The following is a 21,120-nucleotide window of genomic DNA, read 5'->3' as shown; positions in this document are numbered from 1 at the left end:
AGATAACTCAGTTTGCGCGGAAGGGGCAAGCGAGGCACGTTCCCTTCGCCGCTCCCCGCTTGCGGGGGGAGGCCGACGCGCAGAGCGCGGCGGGTGAGGGGGAGTCTCCGCGGGGCAGCGTGACTGCGGAAGCGGTCCCTCACCCCCCTCTCCCCGTAGGAACGGGGCGAGGGAGTGAAGCAGCCTGCGTGCCCTGCTCAACGGCCCCACCACCGGAGATTCCCCACGTGACGCCCATCATGATCGCTGCCCTCGGATGATGGTCGCCACCGCGTTCCTGTCGGGACTGTTCGGCATGGCGGGCGGGCTGATCCTGATCGGCGTGCTCTTGGCACTGATGCCGCTGCCGACCGCGATGGTGCTGCATGCGATCACGCAGATGGCCTCGAACGGCTGGCGCGCGCTTCTATGGCGCGCGCATATCCGCTGGCGGCCGGTCGCGAACTATATGGTCGGCGCTGCCGTCGCGCTCGCGGCCTGGTCGATCACGCGCTACGTGCCGGACAAGCCGATGGCCCTGCTGCTGCTCGGCATCACCCCGTTCATGGCGCGGCTGTTGCCGTCGAACATCAAGCCGGACCCCGATCGTCTCTGGCAGGGCACCGTCTATGGCACGATCTGCATGGGCTTGATGCTGATGACCGGTGTGTCGGGTCCGCTGCTCGACACCTTCTTCCTCGGCGGCGATTTCGGCCGGCGCGAGAAGGTCGCGACCAAGGCGATGTGCCAGCTCGTCAGCCATTTCACCAAGCTCGTCTATTTCGGCGGCATCATCGACCAGGCCGCGAGCCTCGATCCCGTGCTCGCCGGCGTCGCCATCCTTGCCTCGATGCTCGGCACCACGCTGGCGCGGCGCATCCTCGAAGCCATGACCGACCAGCAGTTCGTGGCCTGGTCGAACAAGCTGATCACCACGATTGCCTGCTACTACATCGCCTATGGCGGCTGGCTGATGGTTCGCACACCGGTGCTGGCCGCCTTCGACAAGGGAGGTTTGCAATGAGCAGTAACGCCGATCCGCTGGTGCTGGACTTCGTCGAATGGGTCGCGCGCGAGCCGCGCGCCTATGCCGAGGTGATCGCGACCTGGAAGACCTCGTGCCCGCGCCTCACCATCTGGGAAGACGCCGCCGATCGCGGCTACGTCGCGCGCGAGACCATTGCAGGCCTTGGCCTCGTCATCGCGGTGACGGAAGGTGGCGAAAGGTTCTTGCGCGCGAACGGGCGGTGAGCGCGTCGCTTTCGACGGCTCTCGCCGGAGTGCTATCGCGAAGGCACCGCAAGCCGTGGCCGGATGATCTCGACCATGCGCTCGGCCGAGGTGCCCGGGGGAAAGAAGCCGAGATATTTTCCGTCGCGGTCCATGAGATAAATGAAGGACGTGTGGTCGACCGTGTAGTCGTTGGCCCCCTTGCCGATCGGAATCCTGGCAAAATAGACCTTGTAGGCCTCTGCCGCTGCTCCGATCGCTTCGGGGCTGCCGGTGAGCCCGAGCAGCCGCGGATGAAACAGCGGCACATATTCGGCAAGATGCTCGGCCGTGTCGCGCTCGGGGTCGAGCGTGATGAAGACGGGCTGCACGGCCTCTGCGTCCGGTCCGAGTTGCTCGAGCGCCTGTCCGATCGCCATCAGGTCGGTCGGACAGACGTCGGGGCAATAGGTGAAGCCGAAATAGACCAGCATCAGCCGCCCGCGGAAGTCGCCCTCGCTGCGCGGCTTGCCGGTCTGGTCGATCAACTGGAACGGTCCGCCGACCGGCTCCCGATTCCACATCAGGATGTCCATCGTCTCGGCGGCCGAGCGCGCCTGCGCCGCTGCCGCGCAGGCGAGCGTCAGCATCACGTACAGCCAGGCGCTGGCGAGCCGCATCACAGCCCGAAGGTGAGACGGCTGCCTGTCGTCGTCACCACCACCTTGCCCTCCATCTGGGCATTGGCTTCCTGTGCGAAGTTGAGCCCGCTGCAATGCATGGGCACCACGACGTCGGGATTGAGCGCCTTGATCTCGCTCACGACCTGCGTGAGGTAGTTCCTGGGCGCCGGGCCGAGATGGAAGCCGCCGACGACGGCGTGCACCTTCTGGACGCCCGACACTTCCTGCGCCTGCTTTACCGAATTGACGATGCCGACATGGCCGCAGGACGAGATCACGACGAGACCGAGATCCCGCACGTTGAAGCAGGTGGCGTGCTCGTGAATGTGCTCGTCCGGCACGATCTTGCCCTCCATTTCCGCGGGCAAATAGTGGCCGACATTGCAGCCCAGCCCGTCCTTGATGCCGAACTCGACGAGCGTGTTCGGCAGTACGCGTTCGCCGCTGCGCCGGGTGATCTTGCCGGTGGTGAAGGCATGATCCGCAATCACGGTCGGCGTTTCGCACAGCACGGTCGTGACTTTCTGCGCCGCAAGCTGCCGGCGGTCGAGGGTGCCGAAATCGGCGAATTGCCCCTGCGTCGGCGTCGGGGTGACGCGATGGCAGAAATTGTCCTCGCCGCCCGCATAGAGCTTGAGGTCGGCGGGCAGCCTGTCGCGGAACTTGTCGAGGAAGCCGTTCAAGCCGCCGAAATGATCGTAATGGCCGTGGCTCACGATCAGCGCGTTGAGCTTGGCCGGATCGACGCCGATCAACGCCATGTTGTTGAGCAGCACGTCGGGCGTGTAGCCGTAGTCGAGCATCAGCGTGCGCTGATTGCCGCCGCCCTCGGATTCCAGCCAAAGCGACAGGCCCCATTCATTGTGCAGCGATTTGCGGAAATCACCGCCGCGTGCAGCCGGAGTGATGGAGACCCCGTTGATCTGCTTGGGACGGAAGAACAGGTCGAAACTCGAATCCACCAGCACGCGGATCGAGAGCTTGTCGACGGTCGGAACGGCAATCGGGGCAGCGCTCGCGATCTCGACGCAGGTGAAAGCGCTGGCGGCCGCAGCTCCGGCCAGTGCCGCCGAGCCCAAGAGAAGATCGCGCCGTTGAATGGTCCTGGTCATTGCAACGCCTCCTGTATCGGATCTTGGACATGCCCAAGCTTAGGTCCAATCCGGTGCCGGCTCAACAAGCCGTGGCCAAATCCGGCACGGGCGAGGCAGCCGGTCGCCGGTCACACCCCGACACCGGCGGCAAGACGGCTTGCTTGCGCTCGTCGGCATGACTCTGATCGCCAATCACAGCAGCTGGATCAGCCATGTCACTCAGACTCTTCCTCTTCGAACTCGTCGGCACCGACGCCTCGCGTCCCTTCAGCCCGTATTGCTGGCGCACACGGATGGCGCTGGCGCACAAGGGCCTCGCGGCGGAATCGCTGCCCTGGCGCTTCACCGAGAAGAGCGCGCTCGCGCCGCACGGGTCGGAGAAGGTTCCGGTGCTGTTGCACGATGACAAGCCCGTCGTCGACTCCTGGACGATCGCGACCTATCTCGAGGACAATTTTCCGGACCGTCCGTCGCTGTTCGGCGGCGAGGGCGGCCGCGCCATGGCGCGCATGATCAACGCCTTCGGCGACATCGCCTTGGTCGGTGGCATCTTTCCGCTGATCGTTGCCGACATCCCGAAGAATCTCGCCGAGGTCGACGCTGCCTATTTCCGAAAGTCGCGCGAGGCGCGCTTCGGCGGCAAGAGCCTGGAAGAGGTCATGGCGAGCCGCGACATCGGCGTGGTCGCCTTCCGCAAGTCGCTGGAAGTGATGCGGCAGACGTTGAAGAAGCAGCCCTATCTCGGCGGCGCCGCGCCGAACTACGCCGACTACATCGTGTTCGGCGGTTTCCAGTGGGCGCGCGTGGTGAGCCCGTTCAAGCTGCTCGAGGCGGACGATCCGGTGTGTGCCTGGCGCGAGACACTGCTCGATGCGTTCGACGGCATGGCGCGGAAATCGCCGGGGCATGAGGTGTAAGGTACCGTCTCTCCGACGTCGTCCCCGCGAACGCGGGGATCCATACCGCGTGATCTATTCGAGCGCGGATGGTCGAAGTACCAGACGACCAGTCTTCGCCAAACCTCTCCCTGTGGTTATGGGTCCCTGCGTTCGCAGGGACGACAGGGAGGGTGCGGTGATCCTCTCGCGGTTAACGAGCCGCCGCGCTCGCTTCCGCCGCTGCCTTGCGCAAACACTCCCGGCATAAGCAATCCTCGCCTTCGACCGGCATCGGCAGCTTCGCGGTTTCCTCCGCGCACCAGCAGGCGCCCGAGAGGTCGCAGCCGAATTCGGTGCCGCAGCGCGCGCAGGCGAGGCGGCGCGGTTCCGGCGGCGGGGATTCTTTCGGATTTGTCATGATTTGCGTCGAAGCTTCGCCGTGATTTTCATGTCGGGTTCATCGGTCGTTGCGGTATATTAGGCGTCGCGCACGGACTCCGAAAGCGGCTCCCGGCACGCGAAGGACAAATCGATGGCCCGCGATTCGCAAGCCGCGCTCGTCGCGCTCAACCGTTTTGGCTTCGGCGCCCGCGGCGGCGCGTCCGGAGATCTCATCAACGCAGCCTCCGATCCGCGCGGTTTCGTGAAGGCAGAGCTGGTCCGTGCGAGCGGGGTGCTGCTGGAGGCGCCCGGTCTTCAATCGACGCAGCAACTCGGGCAGGCCGTCTTCGCCTATCAGGATCAGGTCAGGCAGGCGCGCGAAGCGGCGAAGGCCGCCGCGCCCGCCGAGACGCCGTCGCCTGCGCCGACCGAACAGAAGCCCGGGCTCCGCCGCAATCTCTCGCTGAATGCGGCAGCAACGGAGGTCGCCGGCCAGATGACGGAGACCAAGCCGGCGGACAATGCGGCAAAGCCGGACGCGATGCAGCCCAATGCGGCTGCACCGCCGGCGGCAAAGCCGGCCCCGCAGCCGGTCAACGTAATTCAAAAGACCTTCCGTACCGAAGCGCTGGCGCGCCTGCAGCGCGCGACGCTGGCCACCTGCGGCTTCACCGAGCGTCTCGTCGCGTTCTGGTCCAACCATTTCTGCATTTCCGCGACGAAGGGCGAGCTGGCGCGGATCTGGGCCGGCGTGTTCGAGCGCGAGGCGATCAGGCCGCACGTGCTCGGGCGCTTCGCCGACATGCTGAAAGCGGTCGAGCAGCATCCGGCGATGCTGTTCTTCCTCGACAACCAGCAATCGCTGGGGCCGGATTCGCGCGCAGGCCAGAATCGCAAGCGCGGGCTCAATGAGAATCTCGCGCGCGAGATCATGGAGCTGCATACGCTCGGCGTCGGTGGCGGCTATACGCAGGAGGACGTCACCTCGCTCGCGCGCATCATCACCGGCTGGACCTTTGCCGGACGGCAGGGGCAGCTCGGCACACCAGGCTCCTTCGTGTTCAACACCAATGCGCACCAGCCCGGCGCGCAGATGCTGCTCGGCAAGAGCTACGAGGCGACGGGTCTCGCGCAAGGCGAGGCCGCGCTCGCCGACATCGCGCGCCATCCGTCGGCCGCGAACTTCATCGCGACCAAGTTCGTTCGCCACTTCGTTGCCGACGATCCGCCGCCGGGCCTGGTGGCGCGGCTGCGCGAACTCTTCGTCAAGACCGACGGCGACCTCAAGGCGCTTGCCGCGGGGCTGGTCGATTCCGACGAGGCGTGGACGGCGCCGCTGACCAAGATGCGCAGCCCTTACGATTTCCTCGTCGCGAGCGGCCGGCTGCTCGCGCGCGTCCCGGAAGATCCCGGCGCCTATCTGAACAATCTCAATCTGCTTGGACAGCCGCTGTGGTCGCCGGCCGGCCCCAATGGTTTCCCCGATACCAGCGCCGCATGGGCCGCGCCCGAGGGCATGAAGCTCAGGCTCGATATCGCCGCGCAAATGGGCGCACGGCTCGGGCCCAACATCGATCCGCTGGATCTGCTGGAGTTCGCGGCGGCGGATGCGGCCTCGATCGAAACGCGCCGGACCATCGAGCGCGCGGAGTCGCGCCAGCAGGCGCTGGCGCTGCTCTTGATGTCGCCGGAAATGCAGAGGAGATGATGATGGTCGACTGCGTCGAGAACCGGCTCCTCACCTCGCGCCGCGGCCTGCTGCTCGGCGGCGCCTCCTTCGCGGCCTGGGCTTACTTGCCGAAATTCGCACGCGCCGCCGATGGGCGCGATCCCCGGCTGCTCGTGGTGATCCTGCGCGGCGCGCTCGACGGTCTCTCGACCGTCGCGCCGATCGGCGACCCTGACTATGCCGGCCTGCACGGTTCGATCGCGCTGGCCGCGGACGGCGCGCATCCCGCGATCATGCTGGACTCCTTCTTCGCGCTGCATCCGGCGATGCCGGAATTCGCGCGGATGTATCGCGACAAGCACGCTGCGGTGATCCATGCGGTGGCGACCCCCTATCGCGACCGCTCGCATTTCGACGGCCAGGACGTGCTGGAGAGCGGTTATGCCGGGCCTGGCCGCGTGCAGTCCGGTTGGCTCAATCGCGCGCTGGAAGCGCTGCCGCGCGGCGAGCGCGTATCGAGCGCTCTTGCGGTCGGGCCTACCACGCCGCTGGTGCTGCGCGGAAACGCGCCGACCGTCGGCTGGGCGCCGGTGGCGCTGCCGCAGGCGGATGACGACACCGCGATGCGCCTCGTCGATCTCTACCGTCATCGCGATCCCGCGCTGGCGATGGCCTTGTCGCAAGGCCTTCAGCTCGACAAGGCCGCGAGCGGTGACGACATGAAGCCAAAACCCGGCAATGCGGTGATGCAGATGCGCCAGGTCGCGCGCGGCGCTGCGAAGCTGATGGCGGCCGACGATGGCCCGCGCATCGCCGCGCTCGCCTTCGACGGCTGGGACACGCATGCCAATGAAGGCGGCCCGGTCGGTCGTCTCGCCTTCCTGCTCGGCGGGCTCGATGGCGCACTCGCCGAATTCCAAAGCGGTTTGGGGGAGCGCTGGCGCGACACCGTCATCATCGTCGCCACTGAATTCGGCCGCACCGCGCGCATCAATGGCACCGACGGCACCGATCACGGCACCGGGACGATCGCGCTGCTCGCCGGCGGCGCCGTGAAAGGCGGCCGGGTCATCTCCGACTGGCCGGGCCTCAAGCTCGCGAACTTGTATGAAGCTCGCGATCTCAAGCCGACCACCGATCTTCGCTCCGTGATCAAGGGCGTGCTGCAGGGCCAGTTCGGCCTGTCCGATCGCGTGCTGGCCGAGACGGTGTTCCCGGATAGTGCGGGAGCACGGCCGATGAAGGGATTGGTCGCCTAACCCCACGCGCCGTCATTCCGGGCCTGCGCCTTGCGGCGCATCCCGGAATGACGAGATAATGGTGCAGCATCAGGAGAACCATCCCCATGTACATCGCCATGAACCGCTTCCGTGTCGTCAAGGGCTCCGAGGCCGCCTTCGAGCAGGTCTGGCTCGGCCGCGATACGCATCTGGACAAGGTGCCGGGCTTCGTCGAATTCCATCTGCTGCGCGGCCCCGAGCTCGAGGACCACACGCTCTTTGCCTCGCACACCGTGTGGGCAAACCATGCCGCGTTCGACGCCTGGACCAAGTCCGAAGCGTTTCGGGCCGCGCACCACAAGGCAGGCGACAACAAGCCGCTCTATCTCGGCCATCCCCAGTTCGAAGGCTTTGAGGTGATTCAGACCGTCGCGAAGTAGCGCCGCGCCTCGAACGTCAGCCCAGCGTGATCTTGTCGATCTCCGCCATCTCATCCGCGCTGAGCTTCCAGGCGATCGCCTTGACGTTCTGCTCGATCTGCTCGACGCGGGTGGCGCCGGCGATCACGCTGGACACCTGCGGGCGGGCGGCGAGCCAGGAGAAGGCGAGCTCTAGCATGCTGTGGCCACGGGCCTTGGCGAAGGCCTGGAGCTTCTCGACGATGTCCTCGTTGCGCGGTGTGACGTAGCGGTCGCGCAGCCGCTCCACCTTGCCGAAGCGGGTGTCGTCGGGCGCGGCCTCGCCCTTCCGGTACTTGCCGGTCAGGAGGCCGCTGGCGAGCGGGAAGAACGGCAGAAGGCCGAGCTTGTACTCCTGCGCTGCCGGCAGCAGGTCCTTTTCGATGTCCCGCACCAGGAGGCTGTATTCGTCCTGGCACGACACGAAGCGGCTGACATTCATCGCGCGCGCGACGTACTCGGCTTCAGCGACGCGCCAGGCCGGGAAGTTGGAATTGCCGATGTAGCGGACCTTGCCCTGGCGGACGAGATCGTCGAGCGCGCGCAGGCTCTCCTCGATCGGCGTCAGCGGGTCATAGTCGTGCTGCTGATAGAGATCGATGTAATCGGTCTTCAGCCGCTTCAGGCTCGCTTCGACGGCGTCCATGATGTAGCGGCGCGAGGCGCCCTGCTTGGTTCCGTCCTCCGCCATCGGCTTTGAATATTTCGTCGCCAGCACGATGTCCTTGCGGCGGTCGCCCAGCACGGCGCCGAGCACGTTTTCCGAGCCGCCCATGTTCGAATAGATGTCGGCCGTGTCGAACAGCGTGATGCCGAGGTCGAGCGCGCGATGGATCACCTTGCGCGAGGTCTCCAGATCCGTGCGCTGGCCGAAATTGTTGCAGCCGAGCCCGACCGCGGACACGCGAAGGCCGGAGGCGCCGAGATTGCGAATTTCCATGGGAGATCCTGTCAGAGAGAGCAGCCACTCATTGTGACCATCGTGCGCCGCAGCAGCAAGGCGCGCGCCGCGCTGCTGCCATGCTGACAAGGCGGACAAAAAAATGCGGCCCCTGTCAGACGCGGCGACTGACGGGGACCGCTTGGGGCGCTTGATCGGTGACGGGGGGCCTGATCAGACGCAAATGCAGCGTAGCCCCGCTATGTTACGGGCGGGTGACAGGCGGAGTTATCCACAGGGTGCGGGCGGGGATCAGAACAGCTTGCGATAGACGATGAAGCCGGAACGCTCCGCGACCTTGTCGTACAGGCGCTGTGCCGTGAGATTGGTCTCGTGCGTCTGCCAATAGACGCGTGGCGATCCCGCCAGTTTCGCCCGCTCATACACGCCGTGGATCAGCGCCGAGGCGACGCCCTTGCCGCGCGCGGCTTCCAGCGTGAACAGGTCCTGCAAATAGCAGGACGGCTCGATCGCGGTGGTGCTGCGATGAAACAGGTAGTTCGTCATGCCGAGCAGCTTGCCGTCGCTCTCGGCGACCAACCCATGCACCGGTTCATAGGCATCGAAGAAACGCTGCCACGTCATTGCAGTGATCTCGCCCGCCAGCGCGGTCGGGCCGGAGCGGCCGTAGAAGGCGTTATAGCCGTCCCACAGCGGCAGCCATTGATCGTAGTCCTGCCTGGTGACGGCGCGAATGGTGAGCGACATGTGGAATTCCTGCGATCGATGGGACGTCCTTCATACGTGATGACGGGCGTGCCGATCAATCGCCAGTCGCATCACTCCGCGGCGCGCAGATGCCGGATCAGCCTGCGGCCCGTGGGATCGCGCAGCGAGCGGTAGTAGTCGGCGCGTGAGGGCGCGTCGGTGTGGCGGACGAGGTCGGTCACCGGCGTGTAGCTCAGCATGCGTCCGCCGTCGGGCAGCGCGGCGCAGACGAAGCGCAACACCTCGCCGGTGCGCAAGGCGATGTTGATCGGCGTGGCATCGCCGATGCGCACCATCTCCATGCGCTGCGCGATGAAGGTGCCGAGCTCGTCTTCGGGCAGCTCGAACGCGCCGGTGTCGCGGCCGTGATACATCAGGGCGATGAAGGGCGGCCTGCCGTCGGCGATCTCGTCCGGCACCGCGAAATAATCGCGAAACGCGCGGTTGATGAACTCGGCCCGCGTCTCGGTATCGAGCAGCACGATGCCGATATCGACCTGGTCGAGCGCGGCCGACAGCCGTGCCGCCGTGGCGTGGCTCCGGCGCTCGGCCGCGACCGTGCCGAGCAGCCGCTCGCGCATCAGGCCGGTGATGCCGGCGGTGGCGGCAGCCGTGATCGCCAGCAGGCCGAGTTGGACCAGATCGGTGATGGTCAAGCCGGAAACACCGTGGCGGCCGAGGAGGAGCAGCGCCGCACCGATCACCGCGACGGCCGCGCTGGTGACGGCGGAGGCGAGACCCGACAGTGCGCCGGCGAGCGCCACGATGCCGACGAGCAGCGGAACGGGCGAGGTAGTGGGGAGAAAGCGATCGAAAAGCATCGCCAGCAGCAGGGTTGCTGCCGTCAGCACCGGACCGGAGATCGCACGCCATCCGAACCGCATGGACCCGTCTCGCTACTCCCGAACGAGGTAACGTCGCAACACTGACTGATCGTTGCGTCACCGCGATACGTTTTCCCGCGATGTGTTTAAGGCCCGCTTGCGTGCAAGCTTCAGGTTTTCGGATGATTTTAGACCAAGTGGGCGTGCTTGAGGGGCTGTTGCAGCGCCGGCGCATTCAGCGTCGAAATCCCCGGGCCCTTGCGCGTGACGACAATCAACAGCGACGCCGCGACCAAAATGGCCGCAGTCAGTGTGATTGCAACGACTACCACGGGTGATTTCATCGACGTCCTGTCGCGATGCCTGAAGGCGCGGGGCACGCGGCGCCTTGAAGGCTGGACCAGGATGAAACGGGAATCAGACCGGCAGGCCCATCGCCATGGTCGCCTTGGTCGACAGCACCGTCAGGGTGACGATCAGGCACAGCGAGAGCGCGGCGACGGCGAGCGAGGCCGCGACCGCGTTGGTCAGCCGGGAAGACGCGACGGTAGCGGGATGGCCCTGAAAGCCTGCCGTGCCGGACGCCCGTATCATGGTCTAAATCCTTCAACGCGCGAGCGAATCACCCGCGACTTTCCACAATTTCCCAGTTTCAACCGGCAATATTGCGGCGGCTATCGCGCGGAAAATGGCGGGATTGCGGCGAATGTTGCCCTTGTACCCGCTATTCGCCAGAGCGCGCGCTCAGGCGCCGGCGGCAATGCTGGCGGGGTCGTCGACGTCGGCCGGCCGCCAGTCCATCGACACGAAGCCTGGCGCCGCTTCCACCCGCTTCAGCCAGTCGCGGATCGCCGGGAAGGCCTGGAGGTCGAAGTCGCAGCGGTCGGCGAGGTGGGTGTAGCCGTACAATGCGATGTCGGCGACCGTGAGCTGGCGCGCGGCGAAATAGGCGTTGGTCTTGAGGTGGTTCTCCATCACCTGGAGCGCGCCATAGCCGCGCTCCATCCAGTCCTCCAGCGAATGGGTCTGGAGGTCGCGGCCGCCCTTGACCAATGATAGCCAGAAATAGGCGGCGCCGATGTTCGGCTCCAGCGCGTGCTGCTCGAAGAACATCCATTGCAGCGCCTCGGCGCGGTCGATGCGGTTCTGCGGCGCGAGTGGCGTGCCGACGGCGACGTACCAGAGGATGGCGTTGGACTCCGCGAGAAAGCGGTCGTCTCCGACCTCGAGCAGCGGCACCTGTCCCGACGGGTTCTTGGACAGAAAGTCCGGCGTGCGGCTCTCGCCGCGCAGAATGTCCACCTCGATCGCTTCGTAAGGCACGTTGAGCAGCGCCAGCGCAAGGCGGACCTTGTAGCTGTTGCCCGAGCGTTGCATCGAATAGAGCTTGTACATTCTGAGAATGATTCCGGAAGACGGGGACGCGCGTCGCTCGTTGCCGCGCGAGGCGGCTAAACAATGATGCCGATGCGAATCCGCCGCAAGGGCCGGCCAATAGAAAAACTCGAAATCCCTACCGCACTGCAACGCCGCGAAAGATCATTTCCGCGCGACGATGCAAATCAGATCACGCTTGCGTCAGCATGCGAGCGCTTGGCTCGCGCGATCGTGCGCAGGGCGAGCGATTGGGGAAGAGCGCTGTCATCAATCCAGTGCAATCCAGTGTGCCGTCATGCCCGGGCTTGTCCCCGGGCATCCACGTTCGTCGTGCCGCGGTGAGGCGTGGATGGCCGGGACACAGGCGAGCGGAGAGCGACGCCGTCCTTCGGGCGGCTATGCCCGGCCATGACGGAGCTTGAGCGCGCAACACGCAAAATTGCTCCGAGGACAAGCTTTCCGGGATATGAGCGATTCGCGCGGTAAAGTTGCGGAAAATTGCTTGGAATCGTTGCTTGAACCACTCCAGATCCGTAAGTTTTTCCGAGATCGGGCCGAAGTTTCTTGCGGCGCAGCGGCACACGTTTTAGGGTATCTCATTCCCACAATCAGAGTCGTGAGGCCCAGGGCTTTTCGACGCTTGTCAGGAGATGACGATGTCCTTCCTTGCCGCTGCGCTCGACCGTGTGAAGCCGTCCGCGACCATCGCGGTCACGGATAAAGCACGCGCGCTGAAAGCGGCGGGCCGCAACGTCATCGGCCTCGGTGCCGGCGAGCCCGACTTCGACACGCCCGCCAACATCAAGCTGGCCGCGATCCGCGCCATCGAGGCCGGCAAGACCAAGTACACCGCGGTCGACGGCATTCCCGAGCTGAAGGACGCGATCATCGCGAAATTCCAGCGCGAGAACGGCGTTGCCTACAAGCCGAACCAGATCATCGTCGGCACCGGCGGCAAGCAGGTGCTGTACAACGCGCTGATGGCGACCATCAATCCGGGCGACGAGGTGATCATTCCCGCGCCGTACTGGGTCAGCTATCCTGAGATGGTGGCACTCGCCGGCGGCGAGCCGGTGCCGGTGGTCTGCACCGCCGCGACCGGCTTCAAGCTCCAGGCCGAGGCGCTCGAGCGCGCGATCACGCCGAAGACGAAATGGGTGATCCTGTGCTCGCCGTCGAACCCGACGGGAGCCGCCTACACGCGTTCGGAACTGAAGGCGCTCACCGACGTGCTGGTGAAGCATCCCCATGTGTGGGTGATGACCGACGACATGTACGAGCATCTCGTCTATGACGACTTCCAGTTCACCACGGTCGCGCAGGTCGAGCCGAAACTCTACGACCGCACACTCACCGTGAACGGCGTGTCGAAGGCCTATTGCATGACCGGCTGGCGCATCGGCTATGCCGGCGGTCCCGCGCAGCTGATCAAGGCGATGTCGACCATCCAGTCGCAGTCGACCTCGAACCCGTCCTCGATCGCGCAATGGGCCGCGGTGGAAGCTCTGAACGGTCCGCAGGACTTCATCCCCGCCAACAACAAGGTGTTCAAGGAGCGGCGCGACCTCGTCGTCTCAATGCTCAACCAGGCCAAGGGCATCGAATGCCCGCGTCCCGAGGGCGCCTTCTACGTCTATCCGTCCTGCGCCGGCACGATCGGCAAGACCGCGCCGTCGGGCAAGGTGATCGACAATGACGAGACTTTCGTCACCGAGCTCCTTGAGACCGAAGGCGTCGCGGTGGTGCAGGGTTCGGCCTTCGGCCTCGGCCCGGCGTTCCGCATCTCCTACGCGACCAAGACCTCGGACCTCGAAGATGCCTGCAAACGTATCCAGCGCTTCTGCGGTAATCTGCGCTGAGACCGTCGCAACGAGAATTGAAAAGGCCCGCTTCGTGCGGGCCTTTTTTATGCGTGTTCGATAAGTGGAGTTGGATGGACGATTGATCTGGCCGACATTTTGCCATGCCCCTCACCCGGATCACATCTGCGATGTGATCCGACCTCTCCCCGCTGAAGAGCGGGGAGAGGTTAGGACGCCCGCCACGCGCGATTGAAGTTTGATTGGCTTTGGGCGAGGGGCGCGCCGCTCTCTCACTCCCTCGCCCCGTTCTCACGGGGGCGGGACGAGCAAAGCTCGCCCTGAGAGGGTGGGGTGAGGGGCTCTCTCCACAAGCTCGATTCTAACCGCCTGCGATCTGGCACCCACAACGCACTTGTGGCATAGACCATCGCGCAGCGTGCAGTGCGCCTTCTCTGCTCGCATCACTTCATCGCCGGAGACATTTCATGCGCCGTTCGTTCATCTTCGCCGGGCTCGCCGCCGCCAGCCTCGTTGCCTCCAGCGTGAGCGGCAGTGCGCAGCAGCGGATGGCGCGGGTCGGCGTGCTCGAATGCCGCGGCGGCGCCAGCGTCGGCTTCATCGTGGGATCGGTGACCCATCTCGGCTGCGTGCTGCGCGCCGACGGTCTGCCCGACGATCGTTACGTCGCAACCATCCGCAAAGTCGGTCTCGACATCGGCATCACCCAGGAGACGGCTTTGGCGTGGGGCGTGTTCGCGCCGGTCGACCGGCTCGGCCCCGGCGACCTCTCCGGCAATTATGCCGGTGCGCAGGGCAGCGCCTCGGTCGGTGTCGGCTTGGGGGGTAACGTGCTGGTCGGCGGCTCCAACAATTCGATCGCGCTCCAGCCGCTCAGCGTGCAGGGCCAGGTTGGCCTCAACATTGCCGCCGGCCTCGAGAGCCTGGAACTTCGTCCGGGCCGTTGATCGCGCGCCGGGCGGGTGGTGCTGCTCCACCTCTTCCCAGAGGTGGAACACCACTGTTAAGACTTGGTCTAATCGACGACGCACCGCAGCGACGTTTGATGCTTGCCAAATCTCGGGGACGGGCAGAGCATCCGCGATTGCCGACCCAATCACGGGCCGAGCTCCACACCAAGGAGGCGGCGAATGGGACAAGACGTCAGAAGTCCCCGAGGTCCACGGTGCATCGCGCTGGTGGGCCCTTTCCAAAGCGGTAAAACCACACTTCTCGAAGCAATACTGGCGCGAACGGGCGCAATCCCGCGTGCCGGCAGTGTCGACGCCGGAACTTCCGTCGGCGACGCTGCGCCCGAGGCCCGTCATCACAAGATGACCGTCGGGCTCACTGCCGCTACCACGAGTTTCATGGGCGACAGCTACACTTTCCTCGATTGTCCCGGTTCCGTCGAGTTTGCCCACGACATGCGCGCCGCGCTGCCCGCGGTCGATGCCGCGATCGTGGTCTGCGAGGCCGACGAGAAAAAGCTGCCGCAGCTTCAGATCATCCTGCGCGAGCTGGAGGAGCTGAAGATCCCGCGTTTCCTGTTCCTCAACAAGATCGACCGCGCGAGCCAGCGCATCCGCGAGTCGCTCGCAATGCTGCAGCCCGCCTCCCGCGTGCCGCTGGTGCTGCGCCAGATCCCGATCTGGAAGGACGAGCTGATCGAGGGCTTCGTCGATCTCGCGCTGGAACGCGCCTTCATTTATCGTGAGCACAAGGCCTCCGAGGTGGTCGCGCTCGAAGGCGGCAATCTCGATCGCGAGAAGGAAGCCCGCTTCTCGATGCTGGAGAAGCTCGCCGATCACGACGACGCACTGATGGAGCAGCTGCTCGAAGACATCCAGCCGCCGCGTGATGCCGTGTTCGACGATCTCGCCCGCGAATTGCGCGAAGGGGTGATCTGCCCTGTGCTGTTAGGGGCAGCCGCGCGCGAAAACGGCGTGCTGCGCCTGATGAAGGCGCTGCGTCACGAGGCGCCGGGAATAGCGGAGACCGCAAAACGTCTCGGCGTTCCCGAGACCAGGGACGCGCTCGGCTTCGTGTTCAAGACGCTGCATTCGCAGCATGGCGGCAAACTGTCATTGACGCGGCTGCTCGCCGGCCATCTCGACGACGGCGCCACGCTGCAATCCGCTTCCGGAGGAGCGGGCCGCATCTCCGGCATCCTCGCCGTCAACGGCGCCTACGACACCAAGCGTGCCGCTGCCGAAGCCGGCGACACGGTGGCGCTCGCCAAGCTCGATCCGGTCAAGACCGGCGACACGGTCTCGAGCGGCAAGACCCCGCCTGCGGCGCTCGCGGTCCCGGAGCCGACGCCACCGGTGCTCGCGATCTCGGTTGCGGCCACCGACCGCAAGGACGACGTCAAGCTCGGCCAGGCGCTGACGCGGCTGCACGAGGAGGATCCGTCGCTCGTCATCGTGATGAACGCCCAGACCCACGACACCGTGCTGTGGGGGCAGGGCGAGATGCACTTGCGCGTCGCAGGCGAGCGGTTGCGCGACCGCTTCGGCGTCAAGATCACATCGCATCCACCCGCCATCGGCTATCAGGAGACCATCCGCAAGCCGATCGTCCAGCGCGGCCGCCACAAGAAGCAGTCCGGCGGCCACGGCCAGTTCGGCGACGTCGTGCTCGACATCAGGCCCTTGCCGCGCGGCGAGGGCTTCAAGTTCGCCGAGAAGGTCGTTGGTGGCGCCGTGCCGCGCAACTACATCGGCGCGGTGGAAGAAGGCGTCGTCGACGGATTGACGCGAGGTCCGCTCGGTTTCCCCGTCACCGATTTGCAGGTGACGCTGACCGACGGCTCCTATCACAGCGTCGACTCTTCCGATCTCGCCTTCCGCACGGCGGCGCGGATCGGACTCAACGAGGGCCTGCCGCATTGTCAGTCAGTGCTGCTGGAGCCGATCCACGTGGTCGAGATCGTCTGTCCGACCGACGCCACCGCCAAGATCAACGCGATCCTGTCGGCGCGGCGAGGCCAGATCCTCGGCTTCGACACGCGTGACGGCTGGGGCGGCTGGGACTGCGTTCGCGCCATGATGCCGGAAGCCGAGATCGGCGAACTGATCGTGGAGCTGCGCTCGGCCACTGCCGGCGCCGGCAGCTTCACCCGCCAGTTCGACCACATGGCCGAAGTCACGGGCCGCGCCGCCGATCAGATCATCGCCGCGCATCAACACGCGGCTTGATCAAGCTGGCTTAGTCAGGGACCGCACTCTCTCACACCCTCTCCCCGTCCTTACGGGGAGAGGGTTGGGGTGAGGGCTGTCTCCACGGGTGCGGCGCTTCATTCAGGCCGCGCCCTCTCTCCACTCGTCATTGCGGGCGTAGCGAAGCAATCCAGACTGTCTCTGCGCAGGGAGCCTGGATTGCTTCGTCGCAAGAGCTCCTCGCGATGACGGAGGCGATAGGCGCAAGCCCTCTTGCGCTTGCCCACCGATGATGTATTTTACATCATTGTACACGTCTCAGATATCATTTATAAGTTCTGGTAAGTGAGGCCAAGGTGATCACGTCGTTCCAGATGCGGGCAGCCCGCGCGCTGCTGGGCATTGACCAGAAAACCCTGGCCGAGCTCGCCGGCGTTTCGCTGCCGACCATCCAGCGGATGGAGGCCAGCACCGGCAATGTGCGTGGCGTGGTCGAGACCCTGATCAAGGTGGTCGAGGCGTTCGACCGGGCCGGTGTCGAGCTGATCGGCGAGCAGGTCCGCAGCGACAGCGGCGGGCGTGGCGTCCGCCTGAAGGAGCCCGGGCCGCCGCGTCGGGTGGGGGCGTGATCTTGCGGGTCATGCCCGGAGCAGACTGAACCAACGCACCGTCGCGTCCGAATCGCGGCCGCACGATGCAGTGGAGCATTGTGGGGCAGCGGAGCATGAGCATCACAAGCGATCACGCAAGCCGGCTGCACCAGCTGCGTCAGCCGACCTTTGCCGAATTGTATCTGCCAAAGCTCGTCACCGTCTGGCGTGAAGGCTACGGCGCCGCGGACTTCCGCGCCGACGTCTTCGCGGGCCTGACGGTTGCGATCGTGGCGCTACCGCTGTCGATGGCGATCGCGATCGCCTCGGGCGTGACGCCGGACCGCGGTCTCTACACCGCCGTCGTCGGCGGCTTCATCGCCTCGCTGCTCGGCGGCAGCCGGTTCCAGATCGGCGGACCCGCCGGCGCCTTCATCGTATTGGTCGCGGCGACCGCGGAACGTCACGGCGTCGATGGCGTCATCCTCGCCACCCTGATGGCGGGCGTATTCCTGATCGCCGCGGGCCTGCTCCGGGTCGGCACCTACATCAAGTTCATTCCCTATCCGGTGACGGTCGGATTCACCGCTGGCATCGCCGTGATCATCTTCGCCAGCCAGCTCCGCGATCTCGGCGGCATCACGCTTGCGGGGAAAGAGCCCAGCGAGTTCGTTCCAAAGCTGGTCGCGCTCGCCGGCGGTCTCAACACCATCAATCCATCCGCCGTGGCGGTCGCAATCATCAGCATCGCCATCATCGCGGCCTTGCGGATCTGGCGGCCGTCCTGGCCCGGCATCCTGATCGCGGTCGTGCTCGCCGCCGTTGCGTGTGCCGTGCTGTCGCTGCCGGTGGAAACCATCGGGTCGCGCTTCGGCGGCATTCCGCGCGAATTGCCCTCGCCGGTGCTGCCGGCGTTCTCGGTTGCGAAGGCGACCGCCGTGCTACCGGATGCGATCTCATTCGCGCTGCTGGCCGCCATCGAATCGCTGCTGTCGGCGGTGGTGGCCGACGGCATGACCGGGCGCCGTCACCGCTCCAATTGCGAGCTGGTGGCGCAAGGCGCCGCCAATATCGGCTCGGCGCTGTTCGGCGGCATCTGCGTCACCGGCCTGATCGCGCGAACCGCGACCAACATCCGCGCCGGCGCGCGCGGGCCGTTGGCAGGCATGCTGCACTCCGTGTTCCTGCTGCTGTTCATGCTGATCGCGGCGCCGCTCGCAAGCTACATTCCGCTGGCCGCGCTCGCCTCGGTGCTGGTCGTGGTGGCCTGGACCATGGCGGAGAAGCACGAATTCGCCACGCTCCTGCGTTCGTCGTGGGGCGACGCCGTCGTGCTGCTTGCGACCTTCCTGCTGACGATCTTCCGCGATCTGACCGAAGGCATCCTGGTCGGCTTTGCGCTCGGCGCCGTGCTGTTCATCCATCGCATGGCGGAGATGACGGGCATCGAGGAACGCTCGCCTCTGGTCGCCGGCGATCGTCCCGACGACGGCAACGGCGAGCGCGTTCGCTACGATCCTGCGCTTGCGGTCGATCGCGACGTGCTGGTCTATCGCATCACCGGCGCGTTCTTCTTCGGCGCGGCCTCCGCCATCGGAGGCGTGCTCGACGAGGTCGCCGACAAGCGCAAGGCCTTCGTGGTCGATTTCGCCGCGGTGCCGTTCCTGGATTCGACGGCGGCCAACGTGCTGGGCCGCGTCGCCGCCAAGGCGCACCGCCAGGGCATCCGGCTGTTCATCACCGGCGCCTCGCCCGCGGTCCGCCGCGCGCTGCTCACCCATGGCGTGACGCCGCCGCGGGCGCGCTATCGCCAGAGCCTCGATCGCGCGATTGCCGACATCAAGGGCTCTGCGGGCGAGGAGGCAGCGGCGGACTAGCGACGTCCGCACGCTTGACAGGCCCCACGGGACGCGAAATGGATCGCCTCGGGAATACGACCCCGAGGAAAAGATGACCGCGCCCAAAGCTCCTGCAGCCTGTCTGATCGGATGGCCGGCCGCGCATTCGCGCTCGCCGCTGATCCATCATTACTGGCTGCGCACGCTCGGCATTGCCGGCGGCTATGTCATCGAAGCGGTTCCGCCCGAGGATCTCAGGGATTTCGTGCTGCGGCTGTCGCTGCGCGGCTTCGTCGGGGCCAACGTCACGATCCCGCACAAGGAGGGCGTGCTGGCGCTGTCGGCGCCCGATGCCCGCGCCAAGGCCGTCGGCGCGGCGAACACGCTGTGGTTTGCCGACGGCGAGCTGCGCTCGACCAACACCGACGTCGAAGGTTTCATCGGCAATCTCGACGCCAGCGCGCCCGGCTGGGATGCCGCCGAGGAGGCGCTGGTGCTCGGCGCCGGCGGCTCCTCGCGGGCGGTCGTGTTCGGTCTGCTCGAGCGTGGGATCAAGCGCATCCATCTGGCCAATCGCACCATCGCGCGGGCCGAGACGCTGGCAAGACAGTTCGGGCCGAACGTGCATCCCGTGACGTGGGACGGGATCGACGACGTGCTGCCGCGCGCAAAACTTCTCGTGAACACGACCTCGCTCGGCATGCACGGCCAGCCCTCACTCGATGTTGATGTCGCGCGCCTGCCGCAGGCGGCGGTGGTCGCCGACCTCGTCTATGTGCCGCTGGTGACGCCGCTGCTCGCCGCCGCAACGGCGCGCGGCCTGAAGACGGCAGACGGGCTCGGCATGCTGCTGCATCAGGCGGTGCGCGGCTTCGAGCTGTGGTTCGGCCGGCGGCCGGAGGTCACGGCCGAGCTGCGGGCGCTGGTCGAGGCCGATCTCACAAAGACTTGAGAGAATAGCGCGCGTCGTCCGGAGTTCTCCATCCGTGGGGACAATCGGAGACCGTCATGTCTGTTCAACGTGCAACTTTCACACGTCCGCTGATCGCCGTCGCGATGGTGGCCGCTTCCACCCTCTATGCCTACGCGCAGAGGGCACCGGTGCCGACGCGCGTGCGCGGCACGATCGAAAGCGTCAATGGTGACACGATGCAGGTCAAGTCGCGCAGCGGCGAGGACGTCAAGCTGCGCATCGCTCCCGACGTGAACGTATCGGGGATTACCAAAATTTCACTCGCCGACATCAAGGTCGGCTCCTTCGTCGGCGCCACCACGGTGCCCGGACCGGACGGCGGCCAGAATGCGGTCGAGGTCCACGTGTTTCCGGAGAGCATGCGCGGCACCGGCGAGGGCTCGCGGCCCTATGACCTCAAGCCGAATTCGAGCATGACCAACGCCACGGTGTCGGAGAGCGTGGTCGGCAATGACGGCCATACGCTGCTGGTCAAGTACAAGGACGGCGAGAAGAAGGTGTTCGTCGCCGACAACACGCCGGTGGTGACCTTCGTGCCCGGCGACAAATCCGACCTCAAGGCCGGCGCCAAGGTCATCGCCTTCATGAAGCAACTGCCGGACGGCTCGTTCGAGACCAACCGCGTCAGCGTCGGCCGTGACGGCCTGACGCCGCCGATGTGAGAAAGGACCGGATCATGCTGACTTCGACGATGAAATCCGGCCTGCTCGCAGCGGTCCTCGCTCTCGCCTCGTTCGCGGCCTCGGCGCAGCAGGCGCCGACGGTCCGCATCCGCGGCACCATCGAAAGTGTCGACGGCAACATGCTCGGCATCAAGACGCGCGAAGGCAGCGACGTGAAGGTGCGCATGACCGACAACGTCGCCGTCTTCGCCGTGGTGAAGACGGAGCTGTCGGAAATCAAGGAAGGCTCCTATATCGGCGTCACCGGCATGCCTGAACCGGACGGCACGCAGAAGGCGATCGCGGTGCGTATCTTCCCGGAGAACCAGCGCGGCGCGGCCGAGGGTTTTCGTCCCTGGGACGCGCGTGCCAATTCGACCATGACCATGCCACCGTGGCGCAGACGGTGAAAGGCACCGACGGCCAGAACATCACGGTCAAATACAAGGACGGCGAGAAGAAGGTCGTGGTGCCGCCGGACACGCCAATCGTCACCTTCATCGCCACGGACAAGTCGGAAGTGAAGCCGGGCGCCAAGCTGATCATCTTCGGCGCGGCGAAGAAGGACGACGGCTCGCTGGAGGCCAACCGCGTCAATGTCGGGCGCGATGGAGTTACGCCACCGATGTGAGGCTAGAGTCGCCGATGCATTCTCGGTGTCATCCCGGACAAGCGTA

21 protein-coding genes and 2 pseudogenes are annotated in these 21,120 nt (G+C 65.8%); 14 read left to right on the top strand and 9 right to left on the bottom strand.

The annotated features are described in order from the left end of the window. Nucleotides 1–227 precede the first annotated feature (227 nt). A pseudogene (locus tag XI04_RS32215) lies at nucleotides 228–1,003 on the top strand (TSUP family transporter). Then, nucleotides 1,000–1,230, top strand: a complete 231-nt coding sequence (locus tag XI04_RS32210) for a hypothetical protein (RefSeq protein WP_038947450.1) — start codon at nucleotides 1,000–1,002, stop codon at nucleotides 1,228–1,230. Before XI04_RS32215 ends, XI04_RS32210 begins: the two are co-directional and overlap by 4 nt. A gap of 32 nt (nucleotides 1,231–1,262) precedes the next feature. On the opposite strand, the gene XI04_RS32205 is transcribed toward XI04_RS32210, so the two are convergent. Together XI04_RS32205 and XI04_RS32200 are read right to left on the bottom strand one after the other, a co-directional pair. After that, entirely contained in the window at nucleotides 1,263–1,838 is a 576-nt protein-coding gene (locus tag XI04_RS32205) for an SCO family protein (protein ID WP_244611395.1), read from the bottom strand. Nucleotides 1,839–1,867: 29 nt separating this feature from the next. Further along, entirely contained in the window at nucleotides 1,868–2,983 is a 1,116-nt protein-coding gene (locus tag XI04_RS32200) for an MBL fold metallo-hydrolase (RefSeq protein ID WP_271610026.1), read from the bottom strand. 194 nt (nucleotides 2,984–3,177) lie between these two features. Here XI04_RS32200 and XI04_RS32195 point away from each other — a divergent pair, with 194 nt between their 5' ends. After that, nucleotides 3,178–3,882, top strand: a complete 705-nt coding sequence (locus XI04_RS32195; protein ID WP_271610027.1) for a glutathione S-transferase family protein — start codon at nucleotides 3,178–3,180, stop codon at nucleotides 3,880–3,882. Nucleotides 3,883–4,054: 172 nt separating this feature from the next. On the opposite strand, the gene XI04_RS32190 is transcribed toward XI04_RS32195, so the two are convergent. Next, nucleotides 4,055–4,261, bottom strand: coding sequence for a cysteine-rich CWC family protein (locus XI04_RS32190; RefSeq protein ID WP_271610028.1), 207 nt, complete (start codon nucleotides 4,259–4,261; stop codon nucleotides 4,055–4,057). Between the two features lie 114 nt (nucleotides 4,262–4,375). Here XI04_RS32190 and XI04_RS32185 point away from each other — a divergent pair, with 114 nt between their 5' ends. From XI04_RS32185 to XI04_RS32175, 3 genes are all read left to right on the top strand, one after another. Next, on the top strand, nucleotides 4,376–5,932 hold the full coding sequence (locus XI04_RS32185) for a DUF1800 domain-containing protein (protein ID WP_271610029.1): 1,557 nt from the start codon (nucleotides 4,376–4,378) through the stop codon (nucleotides 5,930–5,932). A 2-nt stretch (nucleotides 5,933–5,934) separates the two neighbouring features. Further along, a complete protein-coding gene (locus tag XI04_RS32180; RefSeq protein ID WP_271592891.1) occupies nucleotides 5,935–7,152 on the top strand; it encodes a DUF1501 domain-containing protein in 1,218 nt (405 codons plus the stop codon). A gap of 86 nt (nucleotides 7,153–7,238) precedes the next feature. Further along, nucleotides 7,239–7,553, top strand: a complete 315-nt coding sequence (locus XI04_RS32175) for an antibiotic biosynthesis monooxygenase family protein (protein WP_028140532.1) — start codon at nucleotides 7,239–7,241, stop codon at nucleotides 7,551–7,553. A gap of 16 nt (nucleotides 7,554–7,569) precedes the next feature. Here the strand turns inward: XI04_RS32175 and XI04_RS32170 are convergent, their stop codons facing one another. From XI04_RS32170 to XI04_RS32145, 6 genes are all read right to left on the bottom strand, one after another. Then, on the bottom strand, nucleotides 7,570–8,511 hold the full coding sequence (locus tag XI04_RS32170) for an aldo/keto reductase (RefSeq protein ID WP_028140531.1): 942 nt from the start codon (nucleotides 8,509–8,511) through the stop codon (nucleotides 7,570–7,572). 252 nt (nucleotides 8,512–8,763) lie between these two features. Next, entirely contained in the window at nucleotides 8,764–9,219 is a 456-nt protein-coding gene (locus XI04_RS32165) for a GNAT family N-acetyltransferase (protein ID WP_028140530.1), read from the bottom strand. Nucleotides 9,220–9,290: 71 nt separating this feature from the next. Beyond that, complete coding sequence (locus XI04_RS32160) at nucleotides 9,291–10,103, bottom strand: PAS-domain containing protein (RefSeq protein WP_028140529.1); 813 nt, start codon at nucleotides 10,101–10,103, stop codon at nucleotides 9,291–9,293. Between the two features lie 128 nt (nucleotides 10,104–10,231). Then, nucleotides 10,232–10,387 carry a hypothetical protein gene (locus XI04_RS32155; RefSeq protein WP_092255007.1) on the bottom strand — a complete coding sequence of 52 codons (156 nt, stop codon included), beginning with the start codon at nucleotides 10,385–10,387 and terminating at the stop codon, nucleotides 10,232–10,234. A 73-nt stretch (nucleotides 10,388–10,460) separates the two neighbouring features. Beyond that, complete coding sequence (locus tag XI04_RS32150) at nucleotides 10,461–10,637, bottom strand: hypothetical protein (RefSeq protein WP_018318299.1); 177 nt, start codon at nucleotides 10,635–10,637, stop codon at nucleotides 10,461–10,463. A 150-nt stretch (nucleotides 10,638–10,787) separates the two neighbouring features. Then, the gene (locus tag XI04_RS32145; RefSeq protein WP_271623883.1) at nucleotides 10,788–11,438 is read right to left on the bottom strand and encodes a glutathione S-transferase family protein; all 651 of its coding nucleotides are present in this window, start codon (nucleotides 11,436–11,438) and stop codon (nucleotides 10,788–10,790) included. A 638-nt stretch (nucleotides 11,439–12,076) separates the two neighbouring features. Between XI04_RS32145 and XI04_RS32140 the strand changes: the two genes are divergently transcribed. From XI04_RS32140 to XI04_RS32105, 8 genes and pseudogenes are all read left to right on the top strand, one after another. Continuing rightward, entirely contained in the window at nucleotides 12,077–13,279 is a 1,203-nt protein-coding gene (locus XI04_RS32140) for a pyridoxal phosphate-dependent aminotransferase (RefSeq protein ID WP_026201996.1), read from the top strand. A gap of 428 nt (nucleotides 13,280–13,707) precedes the next feature. After that, complete coding sequence (locus tag XI04_RS32135) at nucleotides 13,708–14,187, top strand: DUF992 domain-containing protein (RefSeq protein WP_028140527.1); 480 nt, start codon at nucleotides 13,708–13,710, stop codon at nucleotides 14,185–14,187. 183 nt (nucleotides 14,188–14,370) lie between these two features. Then, entirely contained in the window at nucleotides 14,371–16,419 is a 2,049-nt protein-coding gene (locus XI04_RS32130; protein WP_028140526.1) for an elongation factor G, read from the top strand. Between the two features lie 317 nt (nucleotides 16,420–16,736). Beyond that, nucleotides 16,737–17,009, top strand: coding sequence for a helix-turn-helix domain-containing protein (locus tag XI04_RS32125; protein WP_026201995.1), 273 nt, complete (start codon nucleotides 16,737–16,739; stop codon nucleotides 17,007–17,009). A 95-nt stretch (nucleotides 17,010–17,104) separates the two neighbouring features. Continuing rightward, complete coding sequence (locus XI04_RS32120; RefSeq protein ID WP_028140525.1) at nucleotides 17,105–18,847, top strand: SulP family inorganic anion transporter; 1,743 nt, start codon at nucleotides 17,105–17,107, stop codon at nucleotides 18,845–18,847. A 73-nt stretch (nucleotides 18,848–18,920) separates the two neighbouring features. Beyond that, nucleotides 18,921–19,760 (top strand): shikimate dehydrogenase, encoded by an 840-nt coding sequence (locus tag XI04_RS32115; RefSeq protein WP_028140524.1) that lies wholly within the window; start codon nucleotides 18,921–18,923, stop codon nucleotides 19,758–19,760. Between the two features lie 56 nt (nucleotides 19,761–19,816). Further along, nucleotides 19,817–20,443 (top strand): hypothetical protein, encoded by a 627-nt coding sequence (locus tag XI04_RS32110; RefSeq protein WP_018318290.1) that lies wholly within the window; start codon nucleotides 19,817–19,819, stop codon nucleotides 20,441–20,443. 29 nt (nucleotides 20,444–20,472) lie between these two features. Next, nucleotides 20,473–21,074, top strand: a pseudogene (locus XI04_RS32105) (hypothetical protein). The last annotated feature ends 46 nt before the right edge of the window (nucleotides 21,075–21,120 follow it).

The sequence above is a fragment of the Bradyrhizobium sp. CCBAU 11430 genome (assembly GCF_028128855.1).
Classification (GTDB): Bacteria; Pseudomonadota; Alphaproteobacteria; order Rhizobiales; family Xanthobacteraceae; genus Bradyrhizobium; species Bradyrhizobium ottawaense.
The sequence above is the reverse complement of the archived record's forward strand: the minus strand, read 5'-3'. Positions and strand labels throughout refer to the sequence as shown.

Bases quoted from the DNA above. Each gene is read 5' to 3' on its own strand.
- XI04_RS32210 (WP_038947450.1), top strand. From the start codon at position 1,000: ATGAGCAGTAACGCCGATCCGCTGGTGCTGGACTTCGTCGAATGGGTC.
- XI04_RS32205 (WP_244611395.1), bottom strand. From the start codon at position 1,838: ATGCTGACGCTCGCCTGCGCGGCAGCGGCGCAGGCGCGCTCGGCCGCC.
- XI04_RS32200 (WP_271610026.1), bottom strand. From the start codon at position 2,983: ATGACCAGGACCATTCAACGGCGCGATCTTCTCTTGGGCTCGGCGGCA.
- XI04_RS32195 (WP_271610027.1), top strand. From the start codon at position 3,178: ATGTCACTCAGACTCTTCCTCTTCGAACTCGTCGGCACCGACGCCTCG.
- XI04_RS32190 (WP_271610028.1), bottom strand. From the start codon at position 4,261: ATGACAAATCCGAAAGAATCCCCGCCGCCGGAACCGCGCCGCCTCGCC.
- XI04_RS32185 (WP_271610029.1), top strand. From the start codon at position 4,376: ATGGCCCGCGATTCGCAAGCCGCGCTCGTCGCGCTCAACCGTTTTGGC.
- XI04_RS32180 (WP_271592891.1), top strand. From the start codon at position 5,935: ATGGTCGACTGCGTCGAGAACCGGCTCCTCACCTCGCGCCGCGGCCTG.
- XI04_RS32175 (WP_028140532.1), top strand. From the start codon at position 7,239: ATGTACATCGCCATGAACCGCTTCCGTGTCGTCAAGGGCTCCGAGGCC.
- XI04_RS32170 (WP_028140531.1), bottom strand. From the start codon at position 8,511: ATGGAAATTCGCAATCTCGGCGCCTCCGGCCTTCGCGTGTCCGCGGTC.
- XI04_RS32165 (WP_028140530.1), bottom strand. From the start codon at position 9,219: ATGTCGCTCACCATTCGCGCCGTCACCAGGCAGGACTACGATCAATGG.
- XI04_RS32160 (WP_028140529.1), bottom strand. From the start codon at position 10,103: ATGCGGTTCGGATGGCGTGCGATCTCCGGTCCGGTGCTGACGGCAGCA.
- XI04_RS32155 (WP_092255007.1), bottom strand. From the start codon at position 10,387: ATGAAATCACCCGTGGTAGTCGTTGCAATCACACTGACTGCGGCCATT.
- XI04_RS32150 (WP_018318299.1), bottom strand. From the start codon at position 10,637: ATGATACGGGCGTCCGGCACGGCAGGCTTTCAGGGCCATCCCGCTACC.
- XI04_RS32145 (WP_271623883.1), bottom strand. From the start codon at position 11,438: ATGTACAAGCTCTATTCGATGCAACGCTCGGGCAACAGCTACAAGGTC.
- XI04_RS32140 (WP_026201996.1), top strand. From the start codon at position 12,077: ATGTCCTTCCTTGCCGCTGCGCTCGACCGTGTGAAGCCGTCCGCGACC.
- XI04_RS32135 (WP_028140527.1), top strand. From the start codon at position 13,708: ATGCGCCGTTCGTTCATCTTCGCCGGGCTCGCCGCCGCCAGCCTCGTT.
- XI04_RS32130 (WP_028140526.1), top strand. From the start codon at position 14,371: ATGGGACAAGACGTCAGAAGTCCCCGAGGTCCACGGTGCATCGCGCTG.
- XI04_RS32120 (WP_028140525.1), top strand. From the start codon at position 17,105: ATGAGCATCACAAGCGATCACGCAAGCCGGCTGCACCAGCTGCGTCAG.
- XI04_RS32115 (WP_028140524.1), top strand. From the start codon at position 18,921: ATGACCGCGCCCAAAGCTCCTGCAGCCTGTCTGATCGGATGGCCGGCC.
- XI04_RS32110 (WP_018318290.1), top strand. From the start codon at position 19,817: ATGTCTGTTCAACGTGCAACTTTCACACGTCCGCTGATCGCCGTCGCG.